The sequence below is a fragment of the Pseudomonas sp. Pso3 genome, from assembly GCF_055393275.1.
The window spans coordinates 3,458,424-3,483,393 of sequence record NZ_AP043687.1; the positions used below are offsets into that span (position 1 = coordinate 3,458,424).

Consider the following 24,970-nt stretch of genomic DNA (forward strand, 5'->3'; position numbering starts at 1 on the left):
GCTTACTCCAGGGTCGTGGTCACAGGGTGGGCGAGATGGCGGAAGGGCACCTCGCGGGAAAGTTGTTCACGGGCGCTAGCCAGGGTGTCGGCCACCTCAGCCGGGTCGCCGACCAGGCCCTCCAGATAGCTGAAGTGCAGGTCGAACAGCCCGAGCGTGCCCAGCGCATGGCGCACGTAGGAGGTCAGGAAATCCGGCTGCCGTGCGCGTGGCCCGCGGTGATGACCGCCCGAACTGACCAGCAGATAGACCGGCCGGTCGGTCAGCAGGCCGCGCTTGCCATCGGCGGTGGACTCGAAGGTACGGCCGATGCGCAGCACGAAGTCCAGCCACAGCTTGAGCGCCGCCGGCAGGGTGAAGTTGTGCAACGGCGTATTGATCAGCAGCAGGTCACTGGCCTCCAGCTCGCCGATGAGGGTTTCGGACAGGGCGAATACCGGCGCCTCCGGGGGCGTCCGCCGGGTCAGGGCCTCGGCATAGTCGGCGCTCAGCGGTGGCAGCGGCGCGGTAGCCAGATCCCGCTCCAGTACCTGCAGGCGGGGATAGCCCTGGCGCAGGGCAGCCAGGAGTTCGCCGGCCAGCCGATGTCCTTGGGAGGCGGCCGGGCGCGGACTGGCGTTGAGGTAGAGGGCGGTCTTCATGCCGGCACCTCTCCGCTCAGGCGCTCGGCGAAATGCAGGCCACGGGCGAGCAGGCCCTGACGGAAATAGAAGCGCTGGGCCAGGGGCATATGCAGCCCGGTATCCAGGATCAGATGGGAGCAGCCGCGCTCCAGGGCCTCGCTACGGACCGCTGCCAGCAGGCGGGCCCCCAGGCCATCGCGCTGGCGAGCCGGCGCCACCACCAGATCGTCCACATAGAGGAAACGACCGTAGAGCAGATTTTCCAGTTCGCGGTAACCGGCCAGGCCGACCACCTCGCCCTCCTCCAGGGCGGCCAGCAGCCGATAACCCTGAGCCGCCTGGCGCTGAAGTTGCGCCTGGTAGCGCTCGGCGTCGGCGAGATGGGGGCGCAGAACCTGCATCAGCGGCAGACTGGCCTGGCACAGGGGATGATCGGGCAGCAGTGGCTGGAAGGTCAGGGCCATGGTGAGGGTCTCCAGGAAAGATGCCGCCACTCTAGGCCGCCAATGGCCTAGGCTATAGAGCCAAGAAAGCTACAAACGACCAGGCCATGACCCTGAACGGCGCCCTCGACAGCCGCCTTGCCCTGCCGCTCTATCGCCAGCTCTACCAGCGCTTTCGCCAGGCGCTGGACGAGGGCCAGCTGCGGCCCGGTGACCGGGTCCCGGCGGTGCGCGCCCTGGCGGCGGAGTTGAACGTGGCCCGGGGCACGGTGGAAATGGCCTACCAGCAGCTGATCGCCGAAGGCTTTCTACTGCCGCGCGGTCCGGCCGGGACCATCGTCTCGCCGCAGTGGAGTCGCCCGACCGCTCCACCAGCGGCCGTACCCTCCTCGCCGACGGCCTCGGCAACCCATGCCGGCGGCGCGCCGTTGCCGCTGCAGCTGGGTCTGCCGGCGCTGGACGCCTTCCCGCGCAAGCTCTGGACGCGCCTGGCCGCGCGGCAACTGCGCAGCCAGGGACTGGAGGGTCTGGTCTATCCCGATGCCCGGGGTCACGCCGGCTTGCGCGCCGCCCTCGCCACCTACCTCGGCCTGTCCCGCGGGATCGCCTGTCGTCCGGAGCAGGTGTTCGTCTGCGCGGGCTATCGCGCCTGCCTGGATCTGATCGTGCAGACGCTGCTGGCGCCGGGTGCTGCCTGCTGGTTCGAGGAGCCCGGCTATTTCATCGCCCGCCGGGCATTGCAGGACGCCGGCCTGGAACTGGTGCCGGTTCCCGTGGACGCAGCGGGACTGGATGTCGCCGCCGGCCTCGCCCGGGCACCGACCGCCCGTTGCGCCCTGGTCACCCCCAGTCACCAGAGCCCGCTGGGCGTGTCTCTCGCCCTGCCCCGGCGGCTGGCACTGCTGGACTGGGCGGGGCGGCAGAACGCCTGGATCATCGAGGACGACTACGACAGCGAATACCGCTATCAGGGCAAGCCGCTGCCCGCGCTCAAGAGTCTGGATGATGGGGGACGGGTGCTCTACACCGGTACCTTCAGCAAGGTGCTGTTTCCCGGCCTGCGCCTCGCCTACCTGGTGGTGCCGCCCGCCCAGGTCGCCGCCTTCAGTCGCAGCGCCGATCGGTTGCACAACCACGCTCCCCTGCTGCTGCAGGGCACGGTGGCGAGCTTTCTCGAAGAAGGGCATTTCGCCCGCCATCTCAATCGCATGCGCACCCTCTACCGACAGCGCCGCCTGTGGCTGGCCGAGGCGCTGACGAGCGCGCTGGGCGACGCGATGCGGATCGACCTGCAGGCCGGCGGCCTGCACCTGCTGGCACGCCTGACCCAGGGCGACGATCGCCGCTGGGCGGAGGCCGCCCAGGCCGACGGCCTGGCGGTCCAGGCCCTGTCTCGCTGGTATCTGGAGACGCCCAGTGCCCAAGGCCTGCTGCTGGGCTTCACCAATGTCGCCAGCGCGGCGGAAGCCGTAGCCCTGGCCCGGCGGCTGGCTCAGCTGGCGCCCTGACCGCTCGCTGTTCGTCTCGACCCTTCGCCCGTCCCGTCATCAGGGGCTGCCCCGAAGCGCAAAAATGTTTATTGCATCACATAAAACTTTTTCAGGTGCGACCGTTCAAAGACCAGGCTCGGAGGCTCTAGCCTGCCACTCTTGATTGGAAACAAAGCCTTTTTTGGCACCCACTCCGCAGGGAGCGGCGCGAGCGGAGTCACCCGCGATACCTGCACTACCAGGAGCCACGCTTCCCTGCCGTCCACGCAAGACACGGATCAGTCGCGTTTCCCTCCGCTCGTTCGCTGTACTCCCAAAACGTTGCCCTCTGGGCGTGAGTCGACAACCTGGCGCGTGAGGCCTTCCCATGCTGCAACAGCTGACCATCGCGAACAAACTCAGACTCGGCTTCGGTGCCATTCTGGTCATCATCCTGGCGCTGATCCTGGCGGCCCGGCAGGGCTTCAACCAGGTCAATCTGGCGGTTCAGCAGAACATTCATTCCTACCATGTCCTGCAGGATTCGGACGCGGCCCTGCTGGCGCTGGTCAACATGGAAACCGGCATGCGCGGTTTCGCCCTGACCGGCAAGGAAGAGTTTCTCGAACCCCTGAACAGGGGTGAGCAGCGCTTCGCCGAGCAGTTGCAGGAGCTGACTCAGCTCACTCGCGACAACCCCGCCCAGCAGGCCGATCTGGCCCAGCTGGGCCAGGCCAAGCAGCAGTGGAATAGCGAGTCCGTCCAGCAGATCCTGGCGTTGCGCCGGCAGGTCAATGCCGGTACCCAGCCGCTGGATGCCCTGACCGCCCGCATCGCCACCGCCCAGGACAAGGGCAGGATGGATGGCATGCGCGAGTTGCTGGCGCAGATCAAGACCCGTGAGAACGCCTTGCTGGACGGCCGGACCCAGTCGATGGCCGACGCCAAGCAGCAGGCTATGGCGATCCTCATCAGTGGTGGCATCCTCGCCGCCCTGCTGGCGCTGGGCATCGCCTGGTCGCTGACCCGTACCATCGTTGGGCGGCTCAACCAGACCGTCGCCATCGCCCGCACCATCGCCGCCGGCCAGCTGGATTCGCCGATTCCCACTGGCGGACGCGACGAACTGGGCCAGCTGCTGACCGCCTTCGGCCAGATGCAGGACAAGCTGCGCGGCATGATCCAGGGGATCAAGCAGGGCACCGACCAGTTGGTGGCCGCCTCCCACAGCATCTCGGCCAATTCCCAGCAGCTGTCCGCCGCTGCCCAGGAACAGTCCAGCGCCGCCTCCAGCATGGCGGCTACCGTGGAAGAGCTGACCGTGAGCATCAACCACGTTTCCGACAACGCCGGGGAAGCCCACGACCTCTCCAGCCAGTCGGGCCGACTGGCCCAGGACGGTGGCCAGACCATCCAGGCCTCGGTGGACAGCATGAGATCCATCGCCGGCACGGTGCAGTCCTCGGCCGCCCGCATCGGCGAATTGGGCGAGCATTCCGAGCGGGTCTCCTCCATCGTCAGCGTGATCAAGGGCATCGCCGACCAGACCAACCTGCTGGCGTTGAATGCCGCCATCGAGGCGGCGCGGGCCGGCGAACAGGGACGCGGTTTCGCCGTGGTGGCCGACGAGGTGCGCCAGCTGGCGCAACGCACCACCAATTCCACCCAGGAGATCGCCGCCATGATCGAGAAGATCCAGGCGGCGACCCAGGCCGCCATGAGCGACATGGAAGTGGGCGTGCGCCAGGTCAACGGTGGGGTCGACCTGGCCAACCAGGCGGGTGAGGCGGTGGTCAGTATCAACACCGCCTCGGACAAGGTGGTGCGGGTGGTCAACCAGATCTCCCTGGCCCTGCGCGAGCAGACCGCCGCCAGCCACGACGTGGCCCGTACCGTGGAGCGCCTGGCGCAGATGGCCCAGCAGAACAGCGAAGCCATCGGCGAGACGGTGCAGACCGCAGTGTCCCTCGACGCCCTGGCCAACGACCTGAATCGCCAGATCGGGCAGTTCCGCTGCTAGCGCCAGAGGCGGGGCGTTCGCGCGAGAACCTTGAGCAGCCTCCCCCGGCGTCTGGCCGGGAGAGGCCCACCGAAACACCCTGCAACATTTGCCAGGCGCAACGGTCACAAAGGCGTCTCCCTCAAGGCCTGCGCCCTGCATGAAAACCCCACGTCCCGTCGATCGTCTGCCCCGCCTCAACCAGCTGCGCAATCTGAAAATGGCTCGCTCCGCCCACGCCTACGTCCGCGGCAGCACGGTGCAGTTCTACGAGTGGCTGCACAGCCAGCCCGGCCGCAACCTGCCCAATGGGCCGGCGGTATGGATCTGTGGCGACTGCCATGCCGGCAACCTGGGCCCCACCGGCGATCTGCACGGCTCCACCGACGTCAACATCCGCGACCTGGATCAGACCGTGGTCGGCAATCCGGCCCATGACCTGGTGCGCCTGGCGCTGTCGCTGGCCACGGCGGCGCGCGGCTCCGACCTGCCGGGGGTGACCACGGCGCGGATGCTCGAAGAGATGATGCGCGGCTACGAGGTGGCCTTCGAAGACGATCTCGAACGCGAGGTCCCGCGCCCCGCTCAGGTCAAGGCCGGAATGCGCAGCGCGGTGCAGCGTACCTGGAAGCACCTGGCCAAGGAGCGCATGGAAAACACCCGCCCCAAGCTGCCGCTGGGCAAGCACTTCTGGCAGCTGAGCAAGGACGAGCGCAAGGCCATCGCCGAGCTGTGCGAGACGCCGGGCATCCATGCCCTGGTGACCTCGCTCAAGGGCCGCAGCCACGACAGCCGCGTCGAACTGCTCGACAGCGCCTACTGGGTCAAGGGCTGCAGCTCCCTGGGGCTGCGCCGCTACGCCGTGCTGCTGGGCGTGGACGACGGCGATGACCAGGACTACTGCCTGATCGACGTCAAGCAGGCGGTGGCCGCCGCCGCTCCGCGCGTGGCCCATGCCACCATGCCCCGCGACAACGGCAAGCGCGTGGTGGAAGGCGCCCGCCAGCTCTCCCCGGCCCTGGGCAATCGCATGCTGGCGGTGCGCATGCTGGATCACTCCTTCTTCATCCGCGAATTGCTGCCCCAGGATCTCAAGCTGGAGCTGGACGAACTCAGCGCCCGCGAAGCCATGAGCGCCGCTGCCTATCTGGCCCGCGTGGTCGGCCGCGCCCACGCCCGGCAGATGGACCTGGCCACCCGCGTCGAGTGGATGAGCGACCTGCAACGCAACCGCACCCGCACCCTGGATGCCCCCTCCTGGCTATGGAGCAGCGTGGTGCAACTGGTAGGCGCCCACGAAATGGGTTACCTCGCCCACTGCCGCGCCTATGCGCTGGAGCATGCGCAGGACTGATCCCGACGGCGCAGCACGCGCGGGGCACTGGTAAGGTTTGCTCAGGGTCCCATCCCCTATAGTCCAAACGAGTGCCCCTTCTGCCATGCCCTCCTCCCCCCGTCCCGGTTTCGTCTCCGTCCGCGGTGCCCGCGAGCACAATCTGAAGAACGTCGACGTGGACATCCCTCGCGATGCCCTGGTGGTCTTTACCGGGGTATCCGGCTCGGGCAAGTCGTCGCTGGCCTTCGGTACCCTCTACGCCGAGGCCCAGCGCCGCTACTTCGAATCCGTGGCGCCCTATGCGCGGCGACTGATCGACCAGGTCGGGGTACCGCAGGTGGAAGCCATCGAGGGTCTGCCGCCGGCGGTGGCCCTGCAGCAGCAGCGCGGCCAGCCCAGCAGTCGCTCGTCCATGGGCAGCGTGACCGGGCTGTCCAGTCTGGTGCGGATGCTCTACTCCCGCGCCGGGCGCTATCCCGCCGACCAGCCGATGCTCTATGCCGAGGACTTCTCGCCCAACACGCCCCAGGGCGCCTGCCCGGAGTGCCACGGCCTGGGCCGGGTCTACGAGGTGACCGAGGCCTCCATGGTGCCGGACCCCGCGCTGACCATCCGCCAGCGCGCCATCGCCGCCTGGCCCACCGCCTGGGGCGGGCAGAATCTGCGAGACATCCTGGTCACCCTGGGCTATGACGTCGACATCCCCTGGCGCGACCTGCCGCAACAGCAGCGCGACTGGATCCTCTTCACCGAGGAGCAACCCACCGTCCCGGTCTATGCCGGCCTCACCCCCGAGCAGACCCGCGCCGCGCTCAAGCGCAAGGCCGAGCCCAGCTACCAGGGCACCTACACCGGGGCGCGGCGCCATGTGCTGCACACCTTCGCCAATTCCCAGAGCGCCAAGATGAAGCAGCGCGCGGCGCGCTTCATGATCGGCCAGACCTGCCCGCTGTGCCATGGCAAGCGGCTGACCCGGGCGGCGCTCTCGGTGACCTTTGCCGGCCTGGACATCGGCGAGCTGTCGCGGCTGCCGCTGGACGACCTCACCGTACTGCTGCGCCGGGTCGCGGCCGGCGATTTCGACGAGGCCAAGGATGCCCGCGTGCTGGACACCAAGACCGGCCAGCAGGATCGCGCCCGGCGCAAGGCCGCCGGTGGCAGCGACCACGCCGGCGCGCCGGACGTGCGCCGCACCCCCGATCTGTCCCCGGAGAAACGCCTGGCCGCCCAGCGCATGGCCAGCGAATTGCTGGAGCGCTTGCAGACCCTCACCCGCCTGGGCCTCGGCTACCTGGCGCTGGAGCGCAGCACCACCACCCTCTCCTCCGGCGAATTGCAGCGCCTGCGCCTGGCCACCCAGCTGGTGTCCCAGCTGTTCGGCGTGGTCTATGTGCTGGACGAACCCTCCGCCGGTCTGCATCCGGCCGATGGCGAATCCCTCTTGGAAGCCCTCGACGGCCTCAAGGCCCAAGGCAATTCGCTGTTCGTGGTGGAGCACGACCTGGCCACCATGAAGCGCGCCGACTGGCTGGTGGATGTCGGTCCCGCGGCCGGCGAAGGCGGTGGCCGGGTGCTCTACAGCGGTCCGCCCGCCGGCCTGGCCGACATCGAGGAGTCGGTGACGGCGCGCTATCTATTCGCCGCGCCGCAGCGCGAGACCCGGCCGCCCCGCGAACCCCAGGGCTGGCTGCGGCTGGCCGGGGTCACCCGCAACAATCTGCAGAGCCTGGACGCTGCCTTTCCGCTGGGCTGCCTGACCGCGGTGACCGGTGTCTCCGGTTCGGGCAAATCCAGCCTGGTCAGCCAGGCGCTGCTGGAACTGGTGGGCGCCGAGCTGGGCCAGCGCGCCGCCGAGGACAGTGACGAGGCAACGGAGCTGGAGGCCGATGCCCTGCCCGCCACCACCGGCCAGGTGGTCGACGGCCTCGGCGGCATTCGTCGCCTGGTGCCGGTGGACCAGAAACCCATCGGCCGAACCCCACGCTCCAACCTCGCCACCTATACCGGGCTGTTCGACGGAGTGCGCAAGCTGTTCGCCGCCACCCCAGAGGCCCAGGAAAGAGGCTTCGACGCCGGGCGCTTCTCCTTCAATGTCGCCAAGGGCCGCTGCCCGACCTGCGAAGGCGAAGGCTTCGTCAGCGTCGAGCTGCTGTTCATGCCCAGCGTCTATGCCGCCTGCCCCACCTGCCAGGGCGCGCGCTACAACCCCGAAACACTGGAGGTGCGCTGGCAGGGCAAGACCATCGCCGAGGTGCTCGGCCTGACGGTGGACGAGGCCCTGGCCTTCTTCGCCGAGGAAGTCCCGGTGGCGCGGGCGCTGCGGGTGCTGGCCGATATCGGCCTGGGCTACCTGCGCCTGGGCCAGCCGGCCACCGAACTCTCCGGCGGCGAGGCCCAGCGCATCAAGCTGGCCACCGAGCTGCAGCGCACCAGCCGTGGCACCACCCTCTATGTGCTGGACGAACCCACCACCGGCCTGCACCCGGCCGACGTGGAGCGCCTGATGCGCCAGCTGCACGGCCTGGTCGACGAAGGCAATACAGTGGTGCTGGTGGAGCACAATCTGCAGGTGGTGGCCGGCAGCGACTGGCTGATCGACATCGGCCCCGGCGCCGGCACGGCCGGCGGCCGCATCGTCGCCTGCGGCACGCCCCGCGCGGTGGCGGACGATCCCGCCAGCCCCACGGCGCCCTATCTGCGCCCCCTGTTCGACTAGCTGGCCAGCGGTGCCAGGCTGCGGCGGCAGGCCGCCAGCACCAGCAGGGAAGCCACCGCCGCCAGGGCACCGAACTGGAAGGTGGCGGCGGAGCCGAGGAAGTGCCAGAGCGCGCCGGCGATGCTGCTGGCCAGCAACAGGGCGATGCCGCTGACCAGGTTGAACAGGCCGAAGGCGGTGCCGCGCAATTCGGCCGGGGCGGTGCGGGCGACCATGGCGGCGAGCAGCCCCTGGGTCATGCCCATGTGCAGGCCCCAGAGCACGATGCCCAGCGCCAGACCGCTCCAGCCGCTGCTGAAGGCCAGCGCCAGGTCAGCCAGGATCAGCAGCACCAGGCCCCAGGCCAGCAGCGCGCGGTGACTGACCCGGTCGGATAGCGCCCCAAGCGGATAGGCCGACAGCGAGAACACCAGGTGCATGCCCACCATCACCAGCGGCACCAGCGCCAGGGGTACGCCCACCTGCTCGGCCTTGAGCACCAGGAAGGCTTCGCTGAAACGCGCCAGGGTGAAGACGCCGCCGAGCAGCGCCACCTGCCAGAAGGCCGCCGACAGCTTGCGCAGCTGGCTGCGGGTCAGCGGATTGGTGCGCGCCTGGACGATGGCCGCCTTGGGTTCGTCCAGGCCGAAAACCAGCAGGGCCACGGCGATGAAGGCCGGGATCACCGCCACCCAGAACACCGCGCGGAAATCGTTGGCCCAGAGCAGCATCAGCCCCACCGCCAGCAGCGGGCCGAGAAAGGCGCCGAAGGTGTCCAGCGACTGGCGCAGGCCATAGGCGGCGCCACGGATCTCCGGCGGCGTCACATCGGCCACCAGGGCGTCGCGCGGCGCGCCGCGGATGCCCTTGCCGATGCGATCCATGAAGCGCGCGCCGAATACCAGGCCGGCCCCGCTGGCCAGGGCGAACAGTGGCTTGCTCAGGGCGCCCAGGCCATAGCCCAGCACCGCCAGGCCCTTGCGCTTGCCCAGGTAGTCGCTGAGTACGCCGGAAAAGATCTTGGTGATGAGCGCGGTCGCCTCGGCCACCCCTTCGAGAATGCCGATATAGAGCACGCTCAGGCCCAGGCCGGTGGCCAGGAACAGCGGCAGCAGGCTGTGGATCATCTCCGAAGAGATGTCCATGAACATGCTCACTCCACCCAGAATCCAGACCCCTCGGGGTATCCGTCGCCAGCTCGCCGTCATCGTCACGCCCCTGTCCCCCTCGATCCCGTCCATCCCTGCCTGGCGGCAGGCAAACCGGTCGAAACTAGCATGACGATTGCCTGAGTCTCTACGGAAGAGACATCCCCCGTTACACTGGGCGCCGCTCCTTTCCTCGAGGCCACCCCATGAAAACCCTGCTGGTCATCGGCATCGGCGCCGGCGACCCCGACTACCTCACCCTCCAGGCCATCGCCGCCCTCAATCGCGCCAGTACCTTCTTCCTGTTCGACAAGGGCACGGAAAAGGACAGCCTGATCCACCTGCGCGAAACCATCTGCGCCCGCCACATCCGTCAGGCGGACTATCGCTTCGTCACCGCGCCCATCCCCGAGCGTCGCCGCGAAGGCGACTACCGCCAGGCGGTGGACGACCTCAACGCCGCCAAGCAGGCGCTGATGGTGGAGATGATCGAGCAGGAACTGGCGGACGATGAATGCGGCGCCTTTCTGGTCTGGGGCGATCCGGCGCTGTACGACAGCACCCTGCGCATCCTGGCGGCGATCAAGCGCGAAGGCCGGCTGGACTTCGACTACGAGGTGATCCCCGGCATCTCCAGCGTCCAGGCCCTGGCCGCGCGCCACCGGGTGCCGCTCAATCGCATCGGCCAGGCCCTGGAGATCACCCCTGGTCGGCGCCTGGAGCGCTTCCCCGCGCACCTGGACAGCCTGGTGGTGATGCTCGATTCCCACGAAGCCTATCGCCGCCTGGACGAACCCGGCCTGTATATCTACTGGGGTGCCTATGTGGGTACGGCGGACGAGCTCCTCATCGCCGGTCCGCTGCAGGAGGTGGCCGAGGAGATCCACCGGGTGCGCAGCGCCGCGCGTGAAGAGCACGGCTGGATCATGGACACCTATCTGCTCTGTCGGGGGCCGGCGGACGCCTGAGAGTTGTCCAGGCGTCGATCCAGGTGAAGGGTCTGCCAGGGCAAGGCCGTCTCCCGCGCGACGACCTGAAAGCCCTGGTCGAGCCAGAAGGCTTCGGCCCCGGGCAGAAAGGGATGGGTGTGCAGGTAGAGGCGCTCGACCGCGTCGCGCCGCGCCTGGGCCAGCAGCGCCCCGAACAACCGCCGCGCCAGGCCCTGGCGCCGCTGCCGGGGCACCACGAACAGTCGTACCACTTCGACCACCCTTTCACCGGGATAGGCCAGCTGGGGAAAGCGTCGGTCGTAGGGTCGATAGGCGATGCTGCCGATCGGCTCTCCGGCGGCGTCTCGGGCAAGCAGCAGGCAGCCACGATCCGCACCATAGTGGTCGGCGAAGCGCTGTAGATCCTGGGGTACGGCGTTCGCCTCGACCCGGCTACCGAACAACTCGCGATAGCTCGCCAGCAGAAAGCCCAGCGTCTCGTCATCCGCCACGGTGAGCCGTTCGAGGGTGATGGGTGGCGCTTCGCTCATGGTCCTGTTCGTCTCTCCAGCAGCGGCAGGGGCGCGACATTTCGGCGCAGGTTCGCGCCGGCCGGGCTGTGCGTGGCCCGCGACGATGATACAGTCCCCCGCCATGATAACCTTCCGTTCCCCGCGCGCTTCGCTCGCCTGGATGCTGCTCGCCTGCATCCTGCTGAACGGACTCGTCTGCGCCCTGGGCCATGGCCAGATACTGGCGCGACTTACCTTGCCGGTCTCGCCGCCGCTGGCCCAGGGGCACGAGCATCACCACGGCCTGCACGCCCAGACCGCCCAGGACGACATGGCCGGCATGCATGCGGGCCTGCCGGGCGGCAGCGTGACCACCCTTTCCCCCACGGGTGACTGCGTCTTCGCCGCCACCCTGTTCCTCGCCACGCTGGCCGCCGTCGTGCTGCAGTGGCTGCTGCGTCCCGGCGATCCTCATCGTCCTCGCTATCAGAGCGCCCTGCCGCCGCCACCGCGCGCACGGCGTTCCACGCTGCATCCCCAGGCGCCCTGACACCCCGGCGACGAAAGACGGCTGTCCTACTCTCTCGTAATCCTGCGCGTGGTCTCCCTTGCTGGCCGCGCGTCGCTTCGTGGTGAACGCTATGACTTCGCACCCCTCCGCTCCGGCCACCAAGACGCCGGGGCCGCTGCTGCAGCTGTTGGCGCGGCTGCATTTCCTCATCGGCCTGTTCGTCGGTCCCTTCCTGCTGGTGGCCGCCGCCAGCGGCCTGATCTATGCCCTCACGCCGCAACTCGAGGCCCACCTCTATGCCGAGGCGCTGCACACCCCCAGCCGCGGCAAGCCCCTGCCGCTGGCCGAGCAGATCCATATCGCCCAGGCCGCGGTAGGCCCCACCCTGACCCTGGGCGCGGTGCGCCCCGCGCCGGCCGAGGGCGACACCACCCGGGTGATGTTCAACGATCCGGCGCAGGGCGAGTCCACCCACCGGGCGCTGTTCATCGATCCGGTCACCGGCGCCATCCGCGGCGATCTGGCGGTCTATGGCACCAGCGGCATCCTGCCGCTGCGCACCACCATCGACCAGTTCCACCGCAGCCTGCTGCTCGGGGAGCCCGGTCGCCTCTACAGCGAACTGGCCGCCTCCTGGCTGTGGGTCGCGGCCCTCGGCGGTCTGACCCTGTGGCTGGTGCGCCGCCGCCAGCGCCGCCCGGCCCGCGGCCTGCGCGGCCTGCATGCCAGCACCGGGGTCTGGCTGCTGGGTGGCCTGCTGTTCCTCTCCGCCACCGGTCTGACCTGGTCGCGCTTCGCCGGCGACAACATCGGCGTGCTGCGCGCCCACTACGGCTGGTCCACGCCGGGCGTGAAGACCGCCCTAGGCACCGCACCCGCGCCGGCCATGGCCCATGACGAGCACGCCGATCACCATGGCGCCATGCACATGGCCAAGGCACCGGCTCTGGATCCGGCCACCTTCGACGGGGTGCTGGCCAGCGCCCGCGCCGCCGGCATCGACGCCGGCAAGCTGGAGATCCGTCCGGGGCGCAGCGCCGACAAGGCCTGGACGGTGAGCGAGATCGACCGCCGCTGGCCGACCCAGGTGGACGCCGTCGCCGTCGACCCGACCAGCTTCAAGGTGGTCGATCAGGTGCGTTTCGCCCAGTACTCGCTGCCGGCCAAGCTGACCCGCTGGGGCATCGATGCCCACATGGGCGTGCTGTTCGGCCTGGCCAACCAGCTGGTGCTGGCGGTCGTCGCCCTGGGCCTGCTGGTGATGACCGTCTGGGGCTATCTGCTCTGGTGGCGCCGCCGGCCCAGCCGCGATCCGGCACAACCCGGCCTGATCACCCTCTGGCGCCAGCTGCCGCCCCTGCCGCGTCTGCTGGTCCCGGCGACGGCCCTGCTGCTCGGCCTGTGCCTGCCGGTGCTGGGCGGCAGCCTGCTGCTGTTCCTGGTGGTGGACGCCCTGCTGGGCCTGCGCGGCCCGGCGCTGCGCACGGAGGCCGGTTCGGCCTGAGGTGGGGATGGGTGGTTGTTGGGCTTCGCCCTGACCCAGCCGTAGCGTGGAAAACCGCGCAGCGTTTTCCACCTGTGCCCGCCCCGAACGCGTGGACAAGGCTTCGCCGTTGTCCACCCTACCCGCACGTAGCCTCCCGCCCACACCAACCACCCCCCTCTCCCGCCGGGAGAGGGCTGGGGTGAGGGCCCGCCCCAAATCGCAGCCGTAGCGTGGAAAACCGCGCAGCGTTTTCCACCTGTGTCCACTCCGAACGCGTCGACAAGGCTGCGCCGTTGTCCACCCTACCCGCACGCCGCCTCCCGCCCACACCAAACCACCCCCTCTCCCTCCGGAAGAGGGCTGGGGTGAGGGCCCGCCCTACACCCATCGTCACGCCAGGAACCGCCTCCCAGACCATCCATCGGCACACCCTAGCCAACGCTGGCGCACCCCAGCGAGACGCTTATAGTTATCGCAATCCCCATCCTTCGAGGATCTGCCATGCCCCGTCTGTTGCACGTGATAGGTTCGCCCCGCCAGGATCGCTCCGCTTCGCTGGAAGTCGCCACTGCCTTCATCCAGGCCTGGCAGGGCAAACACCCCGATGCCGAGGTCGATACCCTCGACGTCTGGCAGTGCGACCTGCCGGAATTCGACGGTCCCATTCTCGACGCCAAGTACGCCGGCATCGAGGGCGAGTCCCTCAGCAACGAGCAGGAGCATGCCTGGAAGGTGGCCAAGGCACTGGCACAGCGCTTCAAGGCCGCCGATGTACTGGTATTCGGCGTGCCCTGCTGGAATTTCGGCATCCCCTACAAGCTCAAGCAGCTGTTCGACGTGGTCAGCCAGAAGGACCTGCTGTTCACCTTCGACGACCGCGGCCTCAACGGCCTGCTCGGCGGTCGCCAGGCGCTGGTGATCGCGGCCCGCGGTGCGGCCCTAGATCGCCAAGAGCACCAGGAGTCCTATCTGCGCACCTGGTGCGAGATGGTCGGCATCGACCGGATGCACACCGTGGTGGTCGAAAAGACCCTGTTCGGGCCGGAAGTCGACCAGGCGTCGCGCGACCAGGCCAAACAGGACGCCGTGGCCCTGGTGAGCAAGCTCTAATCCCTGACTGCAGGGGCCACCCTCACCCCAACCCTCTCCCCAAGGGAGAGGGGGCAGAGCGGCGCGGGCGAACAGTCGCGTAGGTTGGGTTGAACGCCGCGAAGCCCAACAGCGATGCCGCTCCTCTCACCCCCACCCCTCTCCCCAAGGGAGAGGGGGCAGAGCGACGCGGGCGAACAGTCGCGTAGGTTGGGTTGAGCGCCGCGAAGCCCTACCCCCCTCCCCGCGCCAGGTCCCTCAGCGATGCCGGGTGGTCGAGCTCAGCTTGTACCTGTCGCCCGGATGCAGCAACCGCACATAGCTGACCAGGTGCTCGTCCGACCAGGTGCGGCGGATCATCGACAGGCAGGCCGCGCCCTCGGCGATGTCCAGCCAGCGTGCGGTCTGGGCGTTGGCCAGCACCGCCTCGACGATATGTTCCACATCGCTGATCGGACAGCTGGCCACCAGCACCTCGTTGGGCGTCTGGCGGCTGAAGTCGCTTTCCAGGTAATGCGGCACCCAGCGCGGATTGACGTAGCGATCCTCCAGCTGGATGGGCAGGCCGTTCTCGCGGTGCACCAGGATGCTGTGAAACACCTGGCTGCCGATCCGCAGGCCCAGCCGCAGGGCCACTTCATCGTCGGCGGCAATGGCCTCGCTGCGCAGCACCTCGTTTGAATAGACATGCCCGCGGGCGCGCACCTCGGCGGCGATGTTCATCACCTCGTGCAGCGAGGACTCGGCCTTGCGCTCGATGACGAAGGTCCCGAGTCCTGCCTGGCGCGTCAGGTAGCCCTGCTGCACCAGGCGGGTGATGGCCTTGTTGGCGGTCATGCGGCTGACCGCGAAATCCCGCGCCAGCTGCTCCTCGGTGGGGATCTGGTGATGCACCGGGTAGGCGCCACCCTGGATGCGTTCGAGCAGAAAGTCCTCGATCACCTTGTAGCGCGGGGGTGTCGTGCTGCTCACGCGAACTCCAGGTCGGAAAATGGACAGCCGATGATAACGCGCGGTCCGGCCTTCTGGCTGCCGGACCGCGTCCGCCTCAGAGACTGGGCAGCAGCCGCGGCGTGACCAGCCCGTTCAGGCAACCGCTGGCCAGTAGCGCGCTGGCCGCCTCGATGTCCGGGGCGAAGAAGCGGTCTTCCTGGTAGTAGGGCACCCTCTCGCGCAAGAGGCTGCGCGCCCTTTCCAGGCGTTCCGAACTCTTCAGGCCATGCCGGAAGTCCAGGCCCTGGCAGGCGCCCAGCCACTCGATGGCGAGGATGCCGCGCACGTTCTCGGCCATGGCCCACAGCCGCTTGCCGGCATTCGGCGCCATGGACACATGGTCCTCCTGGTTGGCCGAGGTGGGCAGGCTGTCGACACTGGCTGGATGCGCCAGCGCCTTGTTGTCGCTGGCCAGGGCCGCGGCGGTGACCTGGGCGATCATGAAGCCGGAATTGACCCCGCCGTTCTCCACCAGGAAGGGCGGCAGCTGGGACATGTGCCGATCCATCATCAGCGAGATGCGCCGCTCCGACAGGGCGCCGATCTCGGCCAGGGCCAGGGCCAGGTTGTCGGCGGCCATGGCCACCGGCTCGGCGTGGAAGTTGCCGCCGGAGATGACGTCGCCCTCTTCCGCGAACACCAATGGGTTATCGGACACGGCGTTGGCTTCCACCTCCAGCACCTCGGCGGCCTGACGCAACTGGGTCAGGCAGGCGCCCATCACCTGGGGCTGGCAGCGCAGCGAATAGGGATCCTGGACCTTGTCGCAATTGGCGTGGGAGCGGGACACCTCGCTGCTGTCAGTGAGCAGCTCGCGATAGGCCGCGGCCACGTCGATCTGGCCACGCTGGCCCCGCGCGGCATGGATACGCGCATCGAAGGGCGCCCGAGAACCGAGCATGGCCTCGACGCTCAGGCCGCCGCAGACCGTGGCCGCGGCGAACAGGTCTTCGCCTTCGAACAGCCCGCGCAGGGCATAGGCGGTGGACACCTGGGTACCATTGAGCAGCGCCAGGCCCTCCTTGGCGGCCAGGGTCATGGGTTCGAGACCCGCCATCGCCAGCGCCTCGCGGGCCGGCAGCCACTGGCCCTGGTAGCGCGCCTTGCTCTCGCCGATCAGCACCAGCGACATGTGCGCCAGCGGCGCCAGGTCACCCGAGGCCCCCACAGAGCCCTTGAGCGGGATGTGCGGATAGACCTCGGCATTGATCAGGGCGATCAGCGCCTCGATGACCTGGCGGCGAATGGCGGAGAAACCGCGGGCCAGGCTGTTGACCTTGAGCAGCATGATCAGCCGCACCAGGTCATCATCCAGCGCCTCGCCCACGCCGGCGGCGTGGGACAGCACCAGGGAGCGCTGCAGCTTTTCCAGATCCGCCGGCGCGATCCGCGTCGAGGCCAGCAGGCCGAAGCCGGTGTTGATGCCATAGGCGGTCCGGCCTTCGGCCAGGATGCTTTCCACGCAGGCCACGCTGGCGTCGATGGCGGCATAAGCGGCGGGATCCAGCTCCATGCGTAGCGGCTGCAGATAGGCCTGGCGCAGCTGGGCCAGATCGAGGGTGCCGGGTTTCAGGATAAGGGTGTGCATCGATCAGACTCCTTTGCCGATCATGGGCAGATTCAGGCCCTGCTCGCGGGCGCAGTCGATGGCGATGTCATAGCCGGCGTCGGCGTGGCGCATCACCCCGGTGGCCGGGTCGTTGTGCAGCACCCGGGCGATACGGGCGGCGGCGGCGTCGGTGCCGTCGCAGACGATGACCATCCCGGAATGCTGGGAGAAGCCCATCCCTACCCCGCCGCCGTGGTGCAGCGAGACCCAGGTGGCGCCGCTGGCGGTGTTGAGCAGGGCGTTCAGCAGCGGCCAGTCGGAGACGGCATCGGAGCCGTCCCGCATGGCCTCGGTCTCGCGGTTGGGGCTGGATACCGAGCCGCTGTCCAGGTGATCACGCCCGATGACGATGGGCGCCTTGAGTTCGCCGCTGCGCACCATCTCGTTGAAGGCCAGGCCCAGCTTGGCGCGCAGGCCCAGGCCGACCCAGCAGATGCGCGCCGGCAAGCCCTGGAAGGCGATGCGCTCGCGGGCCATGTCCAGCCAGCGGTGCAGGTGGGCGTCATCGGGGATCAGTTCCTTGACCTTGGCGTCGGTGCGATGGATGTCCTCGGCATCGCCCGACAATGCGGCCCAGCGGAACGGACCGATGCCGCGGCAGAACAGCGGACGGATATAGGCCGGCACGAAGCCCGGGAAGGCGAAGGCATCGGCGACGCCGGCTTCCTGGGCCATCTGGCGGATGTTGTTACCGTAGTCGAAGGTGGGGACGCCCATCTTCTGGAAGTCGAGCATGGCCTGGACGTGCACGGCCATCGACTGTTTGGCCGCGGCGACCACGGCAGCTGGATCGGTCTGGGCGCGATCACGATACTGCTCCCAGCCCCAACCGGCCGGCAGGTAGCCATTGAGCGGATCGTGGGCGCTAGTCTGGTCGGTGACCATATCCGGGCGCACGCCGCGGCGGACCAGTTCCGGCAGGATCTCGGCGGCGTTGCCCAGCAGGGCGACGGACACCGCGGCACCGGCGGCGGTGTGCCGGGCGATGCGTGCCAGGGCGTCGTCCAGGTCGCTGGCCTGTTCGTCCACATAGCGGGTCTTGAGGCGGAAATCGATACGGCTCTGCTGGCACTCGATGTTCAGCGAACAGGCGCCGGCCAGGGTCGCGGCCAAGGGCTGGGCGCCGCCCATGCCACCGAGACCGGCGGTCAGCACCCAGCGGCCGCGCAGGTCACCCTGGTAGTGCTGGCGCCCGGCCTCGACGAAGGTCTCGTAGGTGCCCTGCACGATGCCCTGGCTGCCGATGTAGATCCAGCTGCCGGCGGTCATCTGGCCGTACATGGCCAGGCCCTTGGCATCCAGTTCGTTGAAGTGCTCCCAGCTGGCCCAGTGCGGCACCAGGTTGGAGTTGGCGATCAGCACCCGCGGGGCATCGGCGTGAGTCTTGAACACCCCGACCGGCTTGCCCGATTGCACCAGCAGGGTTTCGTCGTCACCCAGCGCCTTGAGGCTCTCGACGATCCTGTCGTAACACTCCCAGTTGCGCGCCGCGCGGCCGATGCCGCCGTAGACCACCAGCTCCTGGGGGTTTTCCGCGACCGCGGGATCGAGATTGTTCATCAGCATGCGCAGCGGCGCCTCGGTCAGCCAGCTCTTGGCATTGAGCTGGGTGCCGCGGGGGGCGCGAATCTCACCTTCACGAAAACGGGTCATGGGGTCTTCCTCTCTTGTTGTTCGCGGCAGGCCCTAGAGGTCCAGTGCCAGGGTATGGATCAGCCGCGCCGCGACCCGGGCGGTGCGGCCGTCCTGGTCGAGCGCGGGATTGAGTTCGGCCACGTCGGCCAGGCGCAACTTGCCGCTGGCCTTGAGCCGGCGGATCATGGGTTCCAGCAGGGCGAGGCTGACGCCATGGGCGGCAGGCGCGCTGACCCCGGGCGCCTCGCCCGCGGGCAGCACATCCAGGTCGAAGGTGAGATAGAGGGCATCGCAGCCGGCGGCGAAGGCGTCCAGCTCGGCGCCGATGCGCTCCAGGCTGCCCTCGCGAATCTCATGGTCTTCGCGGATCAGCACATCCAGCTCGGCGGCACGCCTGAGCAGGGTGCGGGTATTGGCCGCCAGACTCAGGCCCAGGCAGGCATAGTGGAAGGGCCAGCCGTGGGTGGCGCAGTGCGCGGCGATCTGGGCGAAGGGCGTACCTGAGGTGGGTCCCCGAGTCGGATCGCGCAGGTCCAGGTGGGCATCGAAATTGACGATGCCGATGCGCGGCTTGGGCAGCGTCTTGGCCAGGTGCAGCGCCAGGCCCGACCAGCTGGCCCAGGCCACCTCGTGACCGCCGCCCAGCACCAGCGGCAGATGACCGCCGTCCAGCAGACCGCGCACGGCCCCGGCCAGGCGCGTCTGAGCGCCTTCCAGATCACCGTCGGCGCAGCGGATATCACCGGCATCATAGGCTGGACCCTGACGCTGCCAGGCGACATTGGCCAGGGCCCGCCGCAGGGCGACGGGACCCTCGGCAGCGCCGGTGCGCCCCTGATTGCGCCGCACCCCCTCGTCGCAGGCGAAACCCAGCAGCGCCATACCCGGCGCGCTGTCCACGGCCAGCGGCTGGATGCACTGGTGCCAGCGCAAGGCGTCGGCTTCCGGATCGGTACGACCGGTCCAGCATTCCAGGGTCTGGCGATCAGCGAACATGCTGCACCTCCCCGGCGAAGACGCGCTGCCGCAGGCGCCCCGGACGCACCTCATAGGCCAGCTCGGCCGGCTGACCGACGTCCCACAGGCAGAGATCCGCCGGGGCGCCCACCTGGATGCGGCCCAGTTCCGGGCGACCCAGGGCCTGGGCGGCATGGGCGGTCATGCCGGCCAGGGCCTCGCGGGGGGTCAGGCGAAACAGGGTGCAGCCCAGGTGCGCGATCAGGGTCGGCAGATAGAGTGGCGAGGTGCCGGGGTTGGCGTCACTGGCCAGGGCCATGGGCACCCCGTGCCGCCGCAGCAGTTCGACGGGCGGATGCCGGGTTTCGCCCAGCATCAGGAAGGCGCCGGGCAAGAGCACGGCGACCGTACCGGCGGCGGCCAGGGCACGCACTCCGGCTTCGTCGAGATACTCCACATGATCCGCCGACAGCGCGCCCAGCCGCGCGGCCAGAGCGCTGCCACCTAGGTTGGACAGCTGCTCGGCATGGGCCTTGATCGGCAGACCGTGCTCGCGCGCCGCCAGGAATACCCGCTCACACTGAGCCGGCGAAAAGGCGATGCCCTCGCAGAAGACGTCCACCGCATCGGCCAGGCCCTCGGCCACCGCGGCCGGGATCATCTCCCGACAGACCAGATCGACGTAGCCCTCGGCATCGCCCTGGAATTCCGGCGGTACGGCATGGGCGCCCAGCAGCGTGGTGATCACCCGTACCGGCAGCGCCTCGCCCAGACGCCGAGCGACCCGCAATAGCTTGAGTTCGTCGGCCACGGTCAGGCCATAGCCGGACTTGATCTCCACGGTGGTGACGCCCTCGTCGATCAGCGCCTGCAAGCGCGGTCGGGCAACGGCGAAGAGTTCTGCCTCGCTGGCCGCCCGCGTCGCGCGCACCGTGCCGAGGATGCCACCACCGGCCCGGGCGATCTCGGCATAGCTCGTCCCTTCCAGCCGCTGCTCGAATTCCCCGGCACGATGGCCGGCATGGACCAGGTGGGTATGGCAATCCACCAGCCCGGGCGTCAGCACCCCGCCTTTCCCGGCCAGTTCGGCCCCCTCGCCCTGCGCGGCCAGGAAGTCGGCTTCCGGCCAGAGTCCGACAATGCGGCCAGCCTCCACCCGCACGGCCATGGGCGTGGGCCAGGTCTGGAGGCCATCGAACAGGGTGACATGGCGCCAGAGCAGCGCTTGGGTAGCGACGGACATGGTAACCTCTCCGGTTAATGTATATACATTTAATCCAGAGTCGATCCCTGGTCAAGCACATGGAGTTGCTCCCTACCTGTGGTGCACGCAGAATGCTGATGGCGATGCTACGGAAGCTCAGCACCAGAGAAAGGCGATACTCATTTTGTATAGACAATAATAAATAGCGGAGACGCAAGAGTGGTCGCCCGTTGCCACGACCCAGCGAAGGCCGGCCTAACTAGGGCTCTATCTTGAAAATAACCACGGTCAGCGTCGCCTCTACTTCTACAAGCAGGTGCGACAGCTGATGGCGATCTTGCCCGGACTGATAGAGCTGCCTGCTCGAACACCCCCTCTCCCCGCGGGACAGGGTTGGGGTGAGGGCGAACTTAGCCACACAGTCCCAGTGGAAAAGGCTGCGCCGTTTTCCACGCTACAGCACTGCAGGTAGGCGTTTCGGAGACAGAGCTGAACGCCTGCTCGAACACCCCCTCTCCCCGCGGGAGAGGGCTGGGGTGAGGCAACCCTCGCCACGCAGTCCCGGTGGAAAAGGCTGCGCCGTTTTCCACGCTACTGCACTGTAGGTAGGCGTTTCGGAGACAGAGCTGAACGCCTGCTCGACCCCCCCCTCTTCCTGCGGGAGAGGGGGGGGTGAGGGTGCACCTTGCCACGCAGTCCCGGTGGAAAAGGCTGCGCCGTTTTCCACGCTACCGCGCTGGAGACAGGTGTTTCATAGCTGGAATGCTTGCCAAGCCAAGCCAAGCCAAGCCAAGCACGCTACAGCGGCGTCACCGTCACCTCGACCACCGGATCGTGGTCGCCGCCGCCGAGGATCACCCCGCGTAGCGGCGAGACGTCGGTGAAGTCGCGCCCCCAGGCCAGGGTGATGTGCTCCAGGTCCGGCAGGACATCGTTGGTGGGATCGAAGTCGACCCAGCCCAGCAGCGGGCAATGCACGCTGACCCAGGCGTGGGAGGCGTCGGCACCGATCAGCCGCGGCTTGCCCGGCGGCGGCCGGGTCAGCAGATAGCCACTGACATAGCGCGCCACCAGCCCCAGGGCGCGCAGGCAGGCCAGCATCAGGTGGGCGAAGTCCTGGCAGACGCCATGGCGATGCTCCAGCACCTCGCGCAGCGGCGTCGCCACCTGGGTGGCGGTGGCGTCGAAGCGGAATTCGCGGTGGACTTTTTCCATCAGCGCCCGGCAGCCCAGCAGCAGGGGGCGGCCCGGTGGGAAGCAGTCCTCGGCAAAACGGGCGAAGATGCCGTCCAGGGGCACCGCCGGGGATTCGAAACGGAAGTGATGGACGTCCAGCGGCACCCGGTCCGCGGGATAGCGCAGGCCATCGCGCACCTGTTCCCAGGGGGGCGAATCCGCCAGCCCGAGACCGGCGCGGGAGTCCACTTCCACCTCCAGCTCGGTGCCGACATAGAGTTCGTCGTGGGGCCGCTCGAAGGACAGCCGGGTCAGCGGATTGCCGAAGGCGTCCCAGGCGTCTTGGCGCTGGGTCGGCTGCGGCAGGATCACCAGTTGCCGGGACAGGCAGCGCTGCCAGGCGCAGTCGCGTGGCAACAGGTGCAGCAGCTGCTGCGACAGCGACACCGGCGCCTCGTAGCGATAGTGGGTGTCGTGCTGGATGCGATAGCGAACCTGATTCATCACATGGACACCGTGCGCTGGCTGACGGCGTCGACATGGGCGAAGCAGCGATAGATGACCCGTTCGGACAGCTGGCTGCTGGCCTCGGCGATCTGTCGCAGCAGGCGCGCCAGGCCCTGCTGCACCTCGACCCGGCCGGCGTCGCCGAACAGGGTGCTCTCCAGGGTGCCGAGGTCGAAGCGGCGCAGGCGGTCGTAGGTATCGTGCAATGCCGGATCGCGGGGCAGGCCGTAATAGCGCTCCAGGTGCTCCACGGCGTTGATCAGTGCATGCAGCTGGAAGCGGATCGAATAGGGGTTGTGCTCGTGCAGCATCAGCAGGTCCAGCACCGGGATCAGCTGGGGCGCCGCCTGATAGCGCGAGCGATAGGTGATGATGCTGTTGCCCAGCTCCAGCAGCCATTCCAGGCCCGCCGCATCCCAGGTGGCGCCGCCTTCGAGGAAGTGCGCCAGGCTGCCGGCGAGGAATTGCACCCGTTCGATGCGCCGGCCGATCATCAGAAAGCGCCAGCTCTCGTCGTGGGTCATGTCGTCGAAGGTGAAGCCGGCCACCGCCGCCAGCGCCATCACCAGGCGGTTGAGACTCTGCAGCGCCTCGCCCGGCTCGCTGCCGACCTGGCCCAGGCCATGGGCCTCGCGCTCCACCTCGCGGATGGCGCGCCAGTTCTCCGGCGACAGCCGGCCGCGGACCTGGGCCGCGGCCCAGTGCAGCCGTTGCAGATTGGCGCCCAGGCCGCTTGGAAAGTCGCCCGGCCCCAGGGCGGCGTGCAGCTGCTCCGCCAGCCGGCCGCCCGCGGGCAGCAATTCCAGGGCCGTGGCCAGATCGATGGCCGACTGCACCGCCGGCCCGCCGTCGTCGGCGTCCAGGTAGCGACTCAGGACGATCCGCAGCAGGCGCGCGGCATCCTCGCAGCGCTCGCTGTAGCGACCGTACCAGAACAGATTCTCGGCCGTGCGCGAGGGCAGGAAGGGGTCCTTGCGCACCAGGTCGCGCACCCCCAGCACCCGCGCCCCGGGTACCTCGGCGGCGCCGCGACTGCCGCCCAGCACCCAGGTGTCCTTGCTCGACCCGCCGCGCTGCATGGACACCACCGCGGCGCCTTCATGAGCGACCCGGGTCAGCCCACCGGGCATCACCCAGTAGCCGTCTTCGCTGGCCACCGCATAGACGCGCATGCCGATGGCCCGCGACTGCAGACTGCTGCCCTGCCAGACCGGCGCCTGGGACAGCTGGATGCGTTCCTGGGCCACATAGGCGTGGGGCGTGGCCAGGATGCGCGCGCGCAGTTCGGCCAGCCCCGCGGCATCCAGGGCCTTGCCGAACACCGGCTCGAAGCCCTGGGCCGGATAGGCCGGCTTGATCACCAGCTCCGCCAGCCTCGCCAGGGCCGCTTCGCGCACCGGCGTCTCGCCGCACCACCAGGTGGCGACGGAAGGCAATGCCAGGGTCTCGCCCAGCAGGGCCTGGCAGACACCGGGCAGAAAGCCCAGCAGACCGGGCGACTCCAGCAAGCCGCTGCCCAGGGCATTGGCCATGATGACGTTGCCCTGGCGCACCGCTTCCAGCAGTCCGGGTACGCCCAGCGCCGAGTCGGTGCGCAATTCCAGCGGATCGCAGAAGTCGTCGTCCAGCCGGCGGAACACCGCATGGACGCGCCTCAGCCCGCTCAGGGTCTTGAGATAGAGGCAGGCGTCGCGCACCGTGAGGTCCTGGCCTTCCACCAGCGGGAAGCCCAGTTGCCGCGCCTGGTAGAGGTGCTCGAAGTAGGTCTCGTTGTAGCGCCCCGGCGTCAGCAGCACCGCCAGCGGCGCCTCCTCGCCGGTGTCCAGGCCGGTGCTCAGGGTGCGCTGCAGCGCCTGGAAGTAGCCATTGAGCGGCTGGACCTGCAGATCGCGGTGCAACTCGGGAAAGGCCCGCGCCACGATGTGGCGATTCTCCAGGGCATAGCCGGCGCCGGACGGCGCCTGGGTGCGATCGGCCAGCACCCACCAGCGGCCATCGGGCGCCCGCGCCAGATCCACCGCATAGACGTGCAGCCAGGTATCGCCCGGCGGACGCAACCCCTGGCAAGCCCAGAGAAAGTTGTTGTGCCCGAACACCAGCTCCGGCGGCAGCAGCCGCTCGTGCAACAGGCGCTGTTCGCCATAGAGATCGCCCAGTACCCGATTCAGCAGGCGGGCCCGCTGCGCCACGCCGGCGGCCAGGGGCGCCCACTCCTCCGCCGAGATCAGCTGGGGCAAGAGGTCCAGGGCCCAGGGCCGGTCGCTGCCCTTGGGATCGGCGTAGACATTGTAGGTCACGCCGTTTTCCTGGATCTGCCGCGCGATCAGGGCCTGGCGCTGGTCGAGCTGGGCGGGTCGCAGCCCGGCCAGGTGCCCGTAGAAACGGCGCCAGGGCGGCCGCACGCCGCCCCGCGGACTCCAGAGTTCGTGGTAGCTGCCGGTCATGTCGCTGGCATTGCGGGAAGCGTTCGGGGGCATGGTCAAGGGACGGCTGACAGGGTACGGAAGCGGATTCGGACGGCGCGCAGCGGCGGGGGCGCCGCAACGCCCGCGCCCGTTTCGATGGTCACTAGGGTAGTGGTGTGGCTCGGGATGCGCCACCGCAAACGCGGGCCACCACGGCCAGCGGAGCGTCAGCGGTTGCCGGGAC

At 68.8% G+C, this 24,970-nt stretch carries 19 protein-coding genes; 8 read left to right on the plus strand and 11 right to left on the minus strand.

Going from position 1 to position 24,970, the window contains the following annotated elements; translation table 11 throughout:
- Positions 1-2: 2 nt before the first annotated feature.
- Complete coding sequence (locus ACZ5R1_RS16375) at positions 3-641, minus strand: FMN-dependent NADH-azoreductase (protein ID WP_150338303.1); 639 nt, start codon at positions 639-641, stop codon at positions 3-5.
- Positions 638-1,087 (minus strand): GNAT family N-acetyltransferase, encoded by a 450-nt coding sequence (locus ACZ5R1_RS16380; RefSeq protein ID WP_074584473.1) that lies wholly within the window; start codon positions 1,085-1,087, stop codon positions 638-640. Before ACZ5R1_RS16380 ends, ACZ5R1_RS16375 begins: the two co-directional genes overlap by 4 nt.
- 86 nt (positions 1,088-1,173) lie before the next feature.
- Here ACZ5R1_RS16380 and pdxR point away from each other — a divergent pair, with 86 nt between their 5' ends.
- The 4 genes from pdxR (at position 1,174) to ACZ5R1_RS16400 (ending at position 8,586) form a co-directional block, all read left to right on the plus strand.
- The gene (gene pdxR, locus ACZ5R1_RS16385) at positions 1,174-2,574 is read left to right on the plus strand and encodes a MocR-like pyridoxine biosynthesis transcription factor PdxR (protein WP_464712559.1); all 1,401 of its coding nucleotides are present in this window, start codon (positions 1,174-1,176) and stop codon (positions 2,572-2,574) included.
- Positions 2,575-2,923: 349 nt separating this feature from the next.
- Positions 2,924-4,555, plus strand: a complete 1,632-nt coding sequence (locus tag ACZ5R1_RS16390; protein ID WP_027602616.1) for a methyl-accepting chemotaxis protein — start codon at positions 2,924-2,926, stop codon at positions 4,553-4,555.
- Between the two features lie 139 nt (positions 4,556-4,694).
- Positions 4,695-5,888 (plus strand): DUF2252 domain-containing protein, encoded by a 1,194-nt coding sequence (locus ACZ5R1_RS16395; protein WP_007159354.1) that lies wholly within the window; start codon positions 4,695-4,697, stop codon positions 5,886-5,888.
- A gap of 85 nt (positions 5,889-5,973) precedes the next feature.
- Positions 5,974-8,586: an excinuclease ABC subunit UvrA gene (locus tag ACZ5R1_RS16400; RefSeq protein ID WP_464712560.1), complete on the plus strand. Its 2,613-nt coding sequence runs from the start codon at positions 5,974-5,976 to the stop codon at positions 8,584-8,586.
- Here the strand turns inward: ACZ5R1_RS16400 and ACZ5R1_RS16405 are convergent.
- Positions 8,583-9,716 carry an MFS transporter gene (locus ACZ5R1_RS16405; RefSeq protein WP_464712561.1) on the minus strand — a complete coding sequence of 378 codons (1,134 nt, stop codon included), beginning with the start codon at positions 9,714-9,716 and terminating at the stop codon, positions 8,583-8,585. The two genes, ACZ5R1_RS16400 and ACZ5R1_RS16405, sit on opposite strands and share 4 nt — an antisense overlap.
- A 203-nt stretch (positions 9,717-9,919) precedes the next feature.
- Between ACZ5R1_RS16405 and cobF the strand changes: the two genes are divergently transcribed.
- Positions 9,920-10,681 carry a precorrin-6A synthase (deacetylating) gene (gene cobF / locus ACZ5R1_RS16410; protein WP_044341518.1) on the plus strand — a complete coding sequence of 254 codons (762 nt, stop codon included), beginning with the start codon at positions 9,920-9,922 and terminating at the stop codon, positions 10,679-10,681.
- Here cobF and ACZ5R1_RS16415 read toward each other — a convergent pair.
- Complete coding sequence (locus tag ACZ5R1_RS16415) at positions 10,648-11,193, minus strand: GNAT family N-acetyltransferase (RefSeq protein ID WP_464712562.1); 546 nt, start codon at positions 11,191-11,193, stop codon at positions 10,648-10,650. The two genes, cobF and ACZ5R1_RS16415, sit on opposite strands and share 34 nt — an antisense overlap.
- A gap of 103 nt (positions 11,194-11,296) precedes the next feature.
- Between ACZ5R1_RS16415 and ACZ5R1_RS16420 the strand changes: the two genes are divergently transcribed.
- From ACZ5R1_RS16420 to ACZ5R1_RS16430, 3 genes are all read left to right on the plus strand, one after another.
- Positions 11,297-11,704 carry a hypothetical protein gene (locus ACZ5R1_RS16420; RefSeq protein ID WP_464712563.1) on the plus strand — a complete coding sequence of 136 codons (408 nt, stop codon included), beginning with the start codon at positions 11,297-11,299 and terminating at the stop codon, positions 11,702-11,704.
- A gap of 91 nt (positions 11,705-11,795) precedes the next feature.
- Entirely contained in the window at positions 11,796-13,169 is a 1,374-nt protein-coding gene (locus ACZ5R1_RS16425) for a PepSY-associated TM helix domain-containing protein (protein WP_464712564.1), read from the plus strand.
- A 483-nt stretch (positions 13,170-13,652) separates the two neighbouring features.
- A complete protein-coding gene (locus tag ACZ5R1_RS16430) occupies positions 13,653-14,261 on the plus strand; it encodes an FMN-dependent NADH-azoreductase (RefSeq protein WP_464712565.1) in 609 nt (202 codons plus the stop codon).
- A 237-nt stretch (positions 14,262-14,498) separates the two neighbouring features.
- On the opposite strand, the gene hutC is transcribed toward ACZ5R1_RS16430, so the two are convergent.
- From hutC to ACZ5R1_RS16465, 7 genes are all read right to left on the minus strand, one after another.
- Complete coding sequence (gene hutC, locus ACZ5R1_RS16435; RefSeq protein ID WP_278897399.1) at positions 14,499-15,212, minus strand: histidine utilization repressor; 714 nt, start codon at positions 15,210-15,212, stop codon at positions 14,499-14,501.
- 76 nt (positions 15,213-15,288) lie between these two features.
- The gene (gene hutH, locus ACZ5R1_RS16440) at positions 15,289-16,821 is read right to left on the minus strand and encodes a histidine ammonia-lyase (protein WP_464712566.1); all 1,533 of its coding nucleotides are present in this window, start codon (positions 16,819-16,821) and stop codon (positions 15,289-15,291) included.
- 3 nt (positions 16,822-16,824) lie between these two features.
- The gene (hutU, locus tag ACZ5R1_RS16445; RefSeq protein WP_464712567.1) at positions 16,825-18,495 is read right to left on the minus strand and encodes a urocanate hydratase; all 1,671 of its coding nucleotides are present in this window, start codon (positions 18,493-18,495) and stop codon (positions 16,825-16,827) included.
- A gap of 33 nt (positions 18,496-18,528) precedes the next feature.
- Positions 18,529-19,473 carry a formimidoylglutamase gene (hutG, locus tag ACZ5R1_RS16450; protein WP_464712568.1) on the minus strand — a complete coding sequence of 315 codons (945 nt, stop codon included), beginning with the start codon at positions 19,471-19,473 and terminating at the stop codon, positions 18,529-18,531.
- Positions 19,463-20,677, minus strand: coding sequence for an imidazolonepropionase (gene hutI / locus ACZ5R1_RS16455; protein WP_464712569.1), 1,215 nt, complete (start codon positions 20,675-20,677; stop codon positions 19,463-19,465). Before hutI ends, hutG begins: the two co-directional genes overlap by 11 nt.
- 759 nt (positions 20,678-21,436) lie before the next feature.
- Positions 21,437-22,318, minus strand: a complete 882-nt coding sequence (locus tag ACZ5R1_RS16460; RefSeq protein ID WP_042136017.1) for a transglutaminase family protein — start codon at positions 22,316-22,318, stop codon at positions 21,437-21,439.
- Positions 22,318-24,798 carry a circularly permuted type 2 ATP-grasp protein gene (locus ACZ5R1_RS16465; protein WP_156930112.1) on the minus strand — a complete coding sequence of 827 codons (2,481 nt, stop codon included), beginning with the start codon at positions 24,796-24,798 and terminating at the stop codon, positions 22,318-22,320. Before ACZ5R1_RS16465 ends, ACZ5R1_RS16460 begins: the two co-directional genes overlap by 1 nt.
- Between the last annotated feature and the right edge of the window lie 172 nt (positions 24,799-24,970).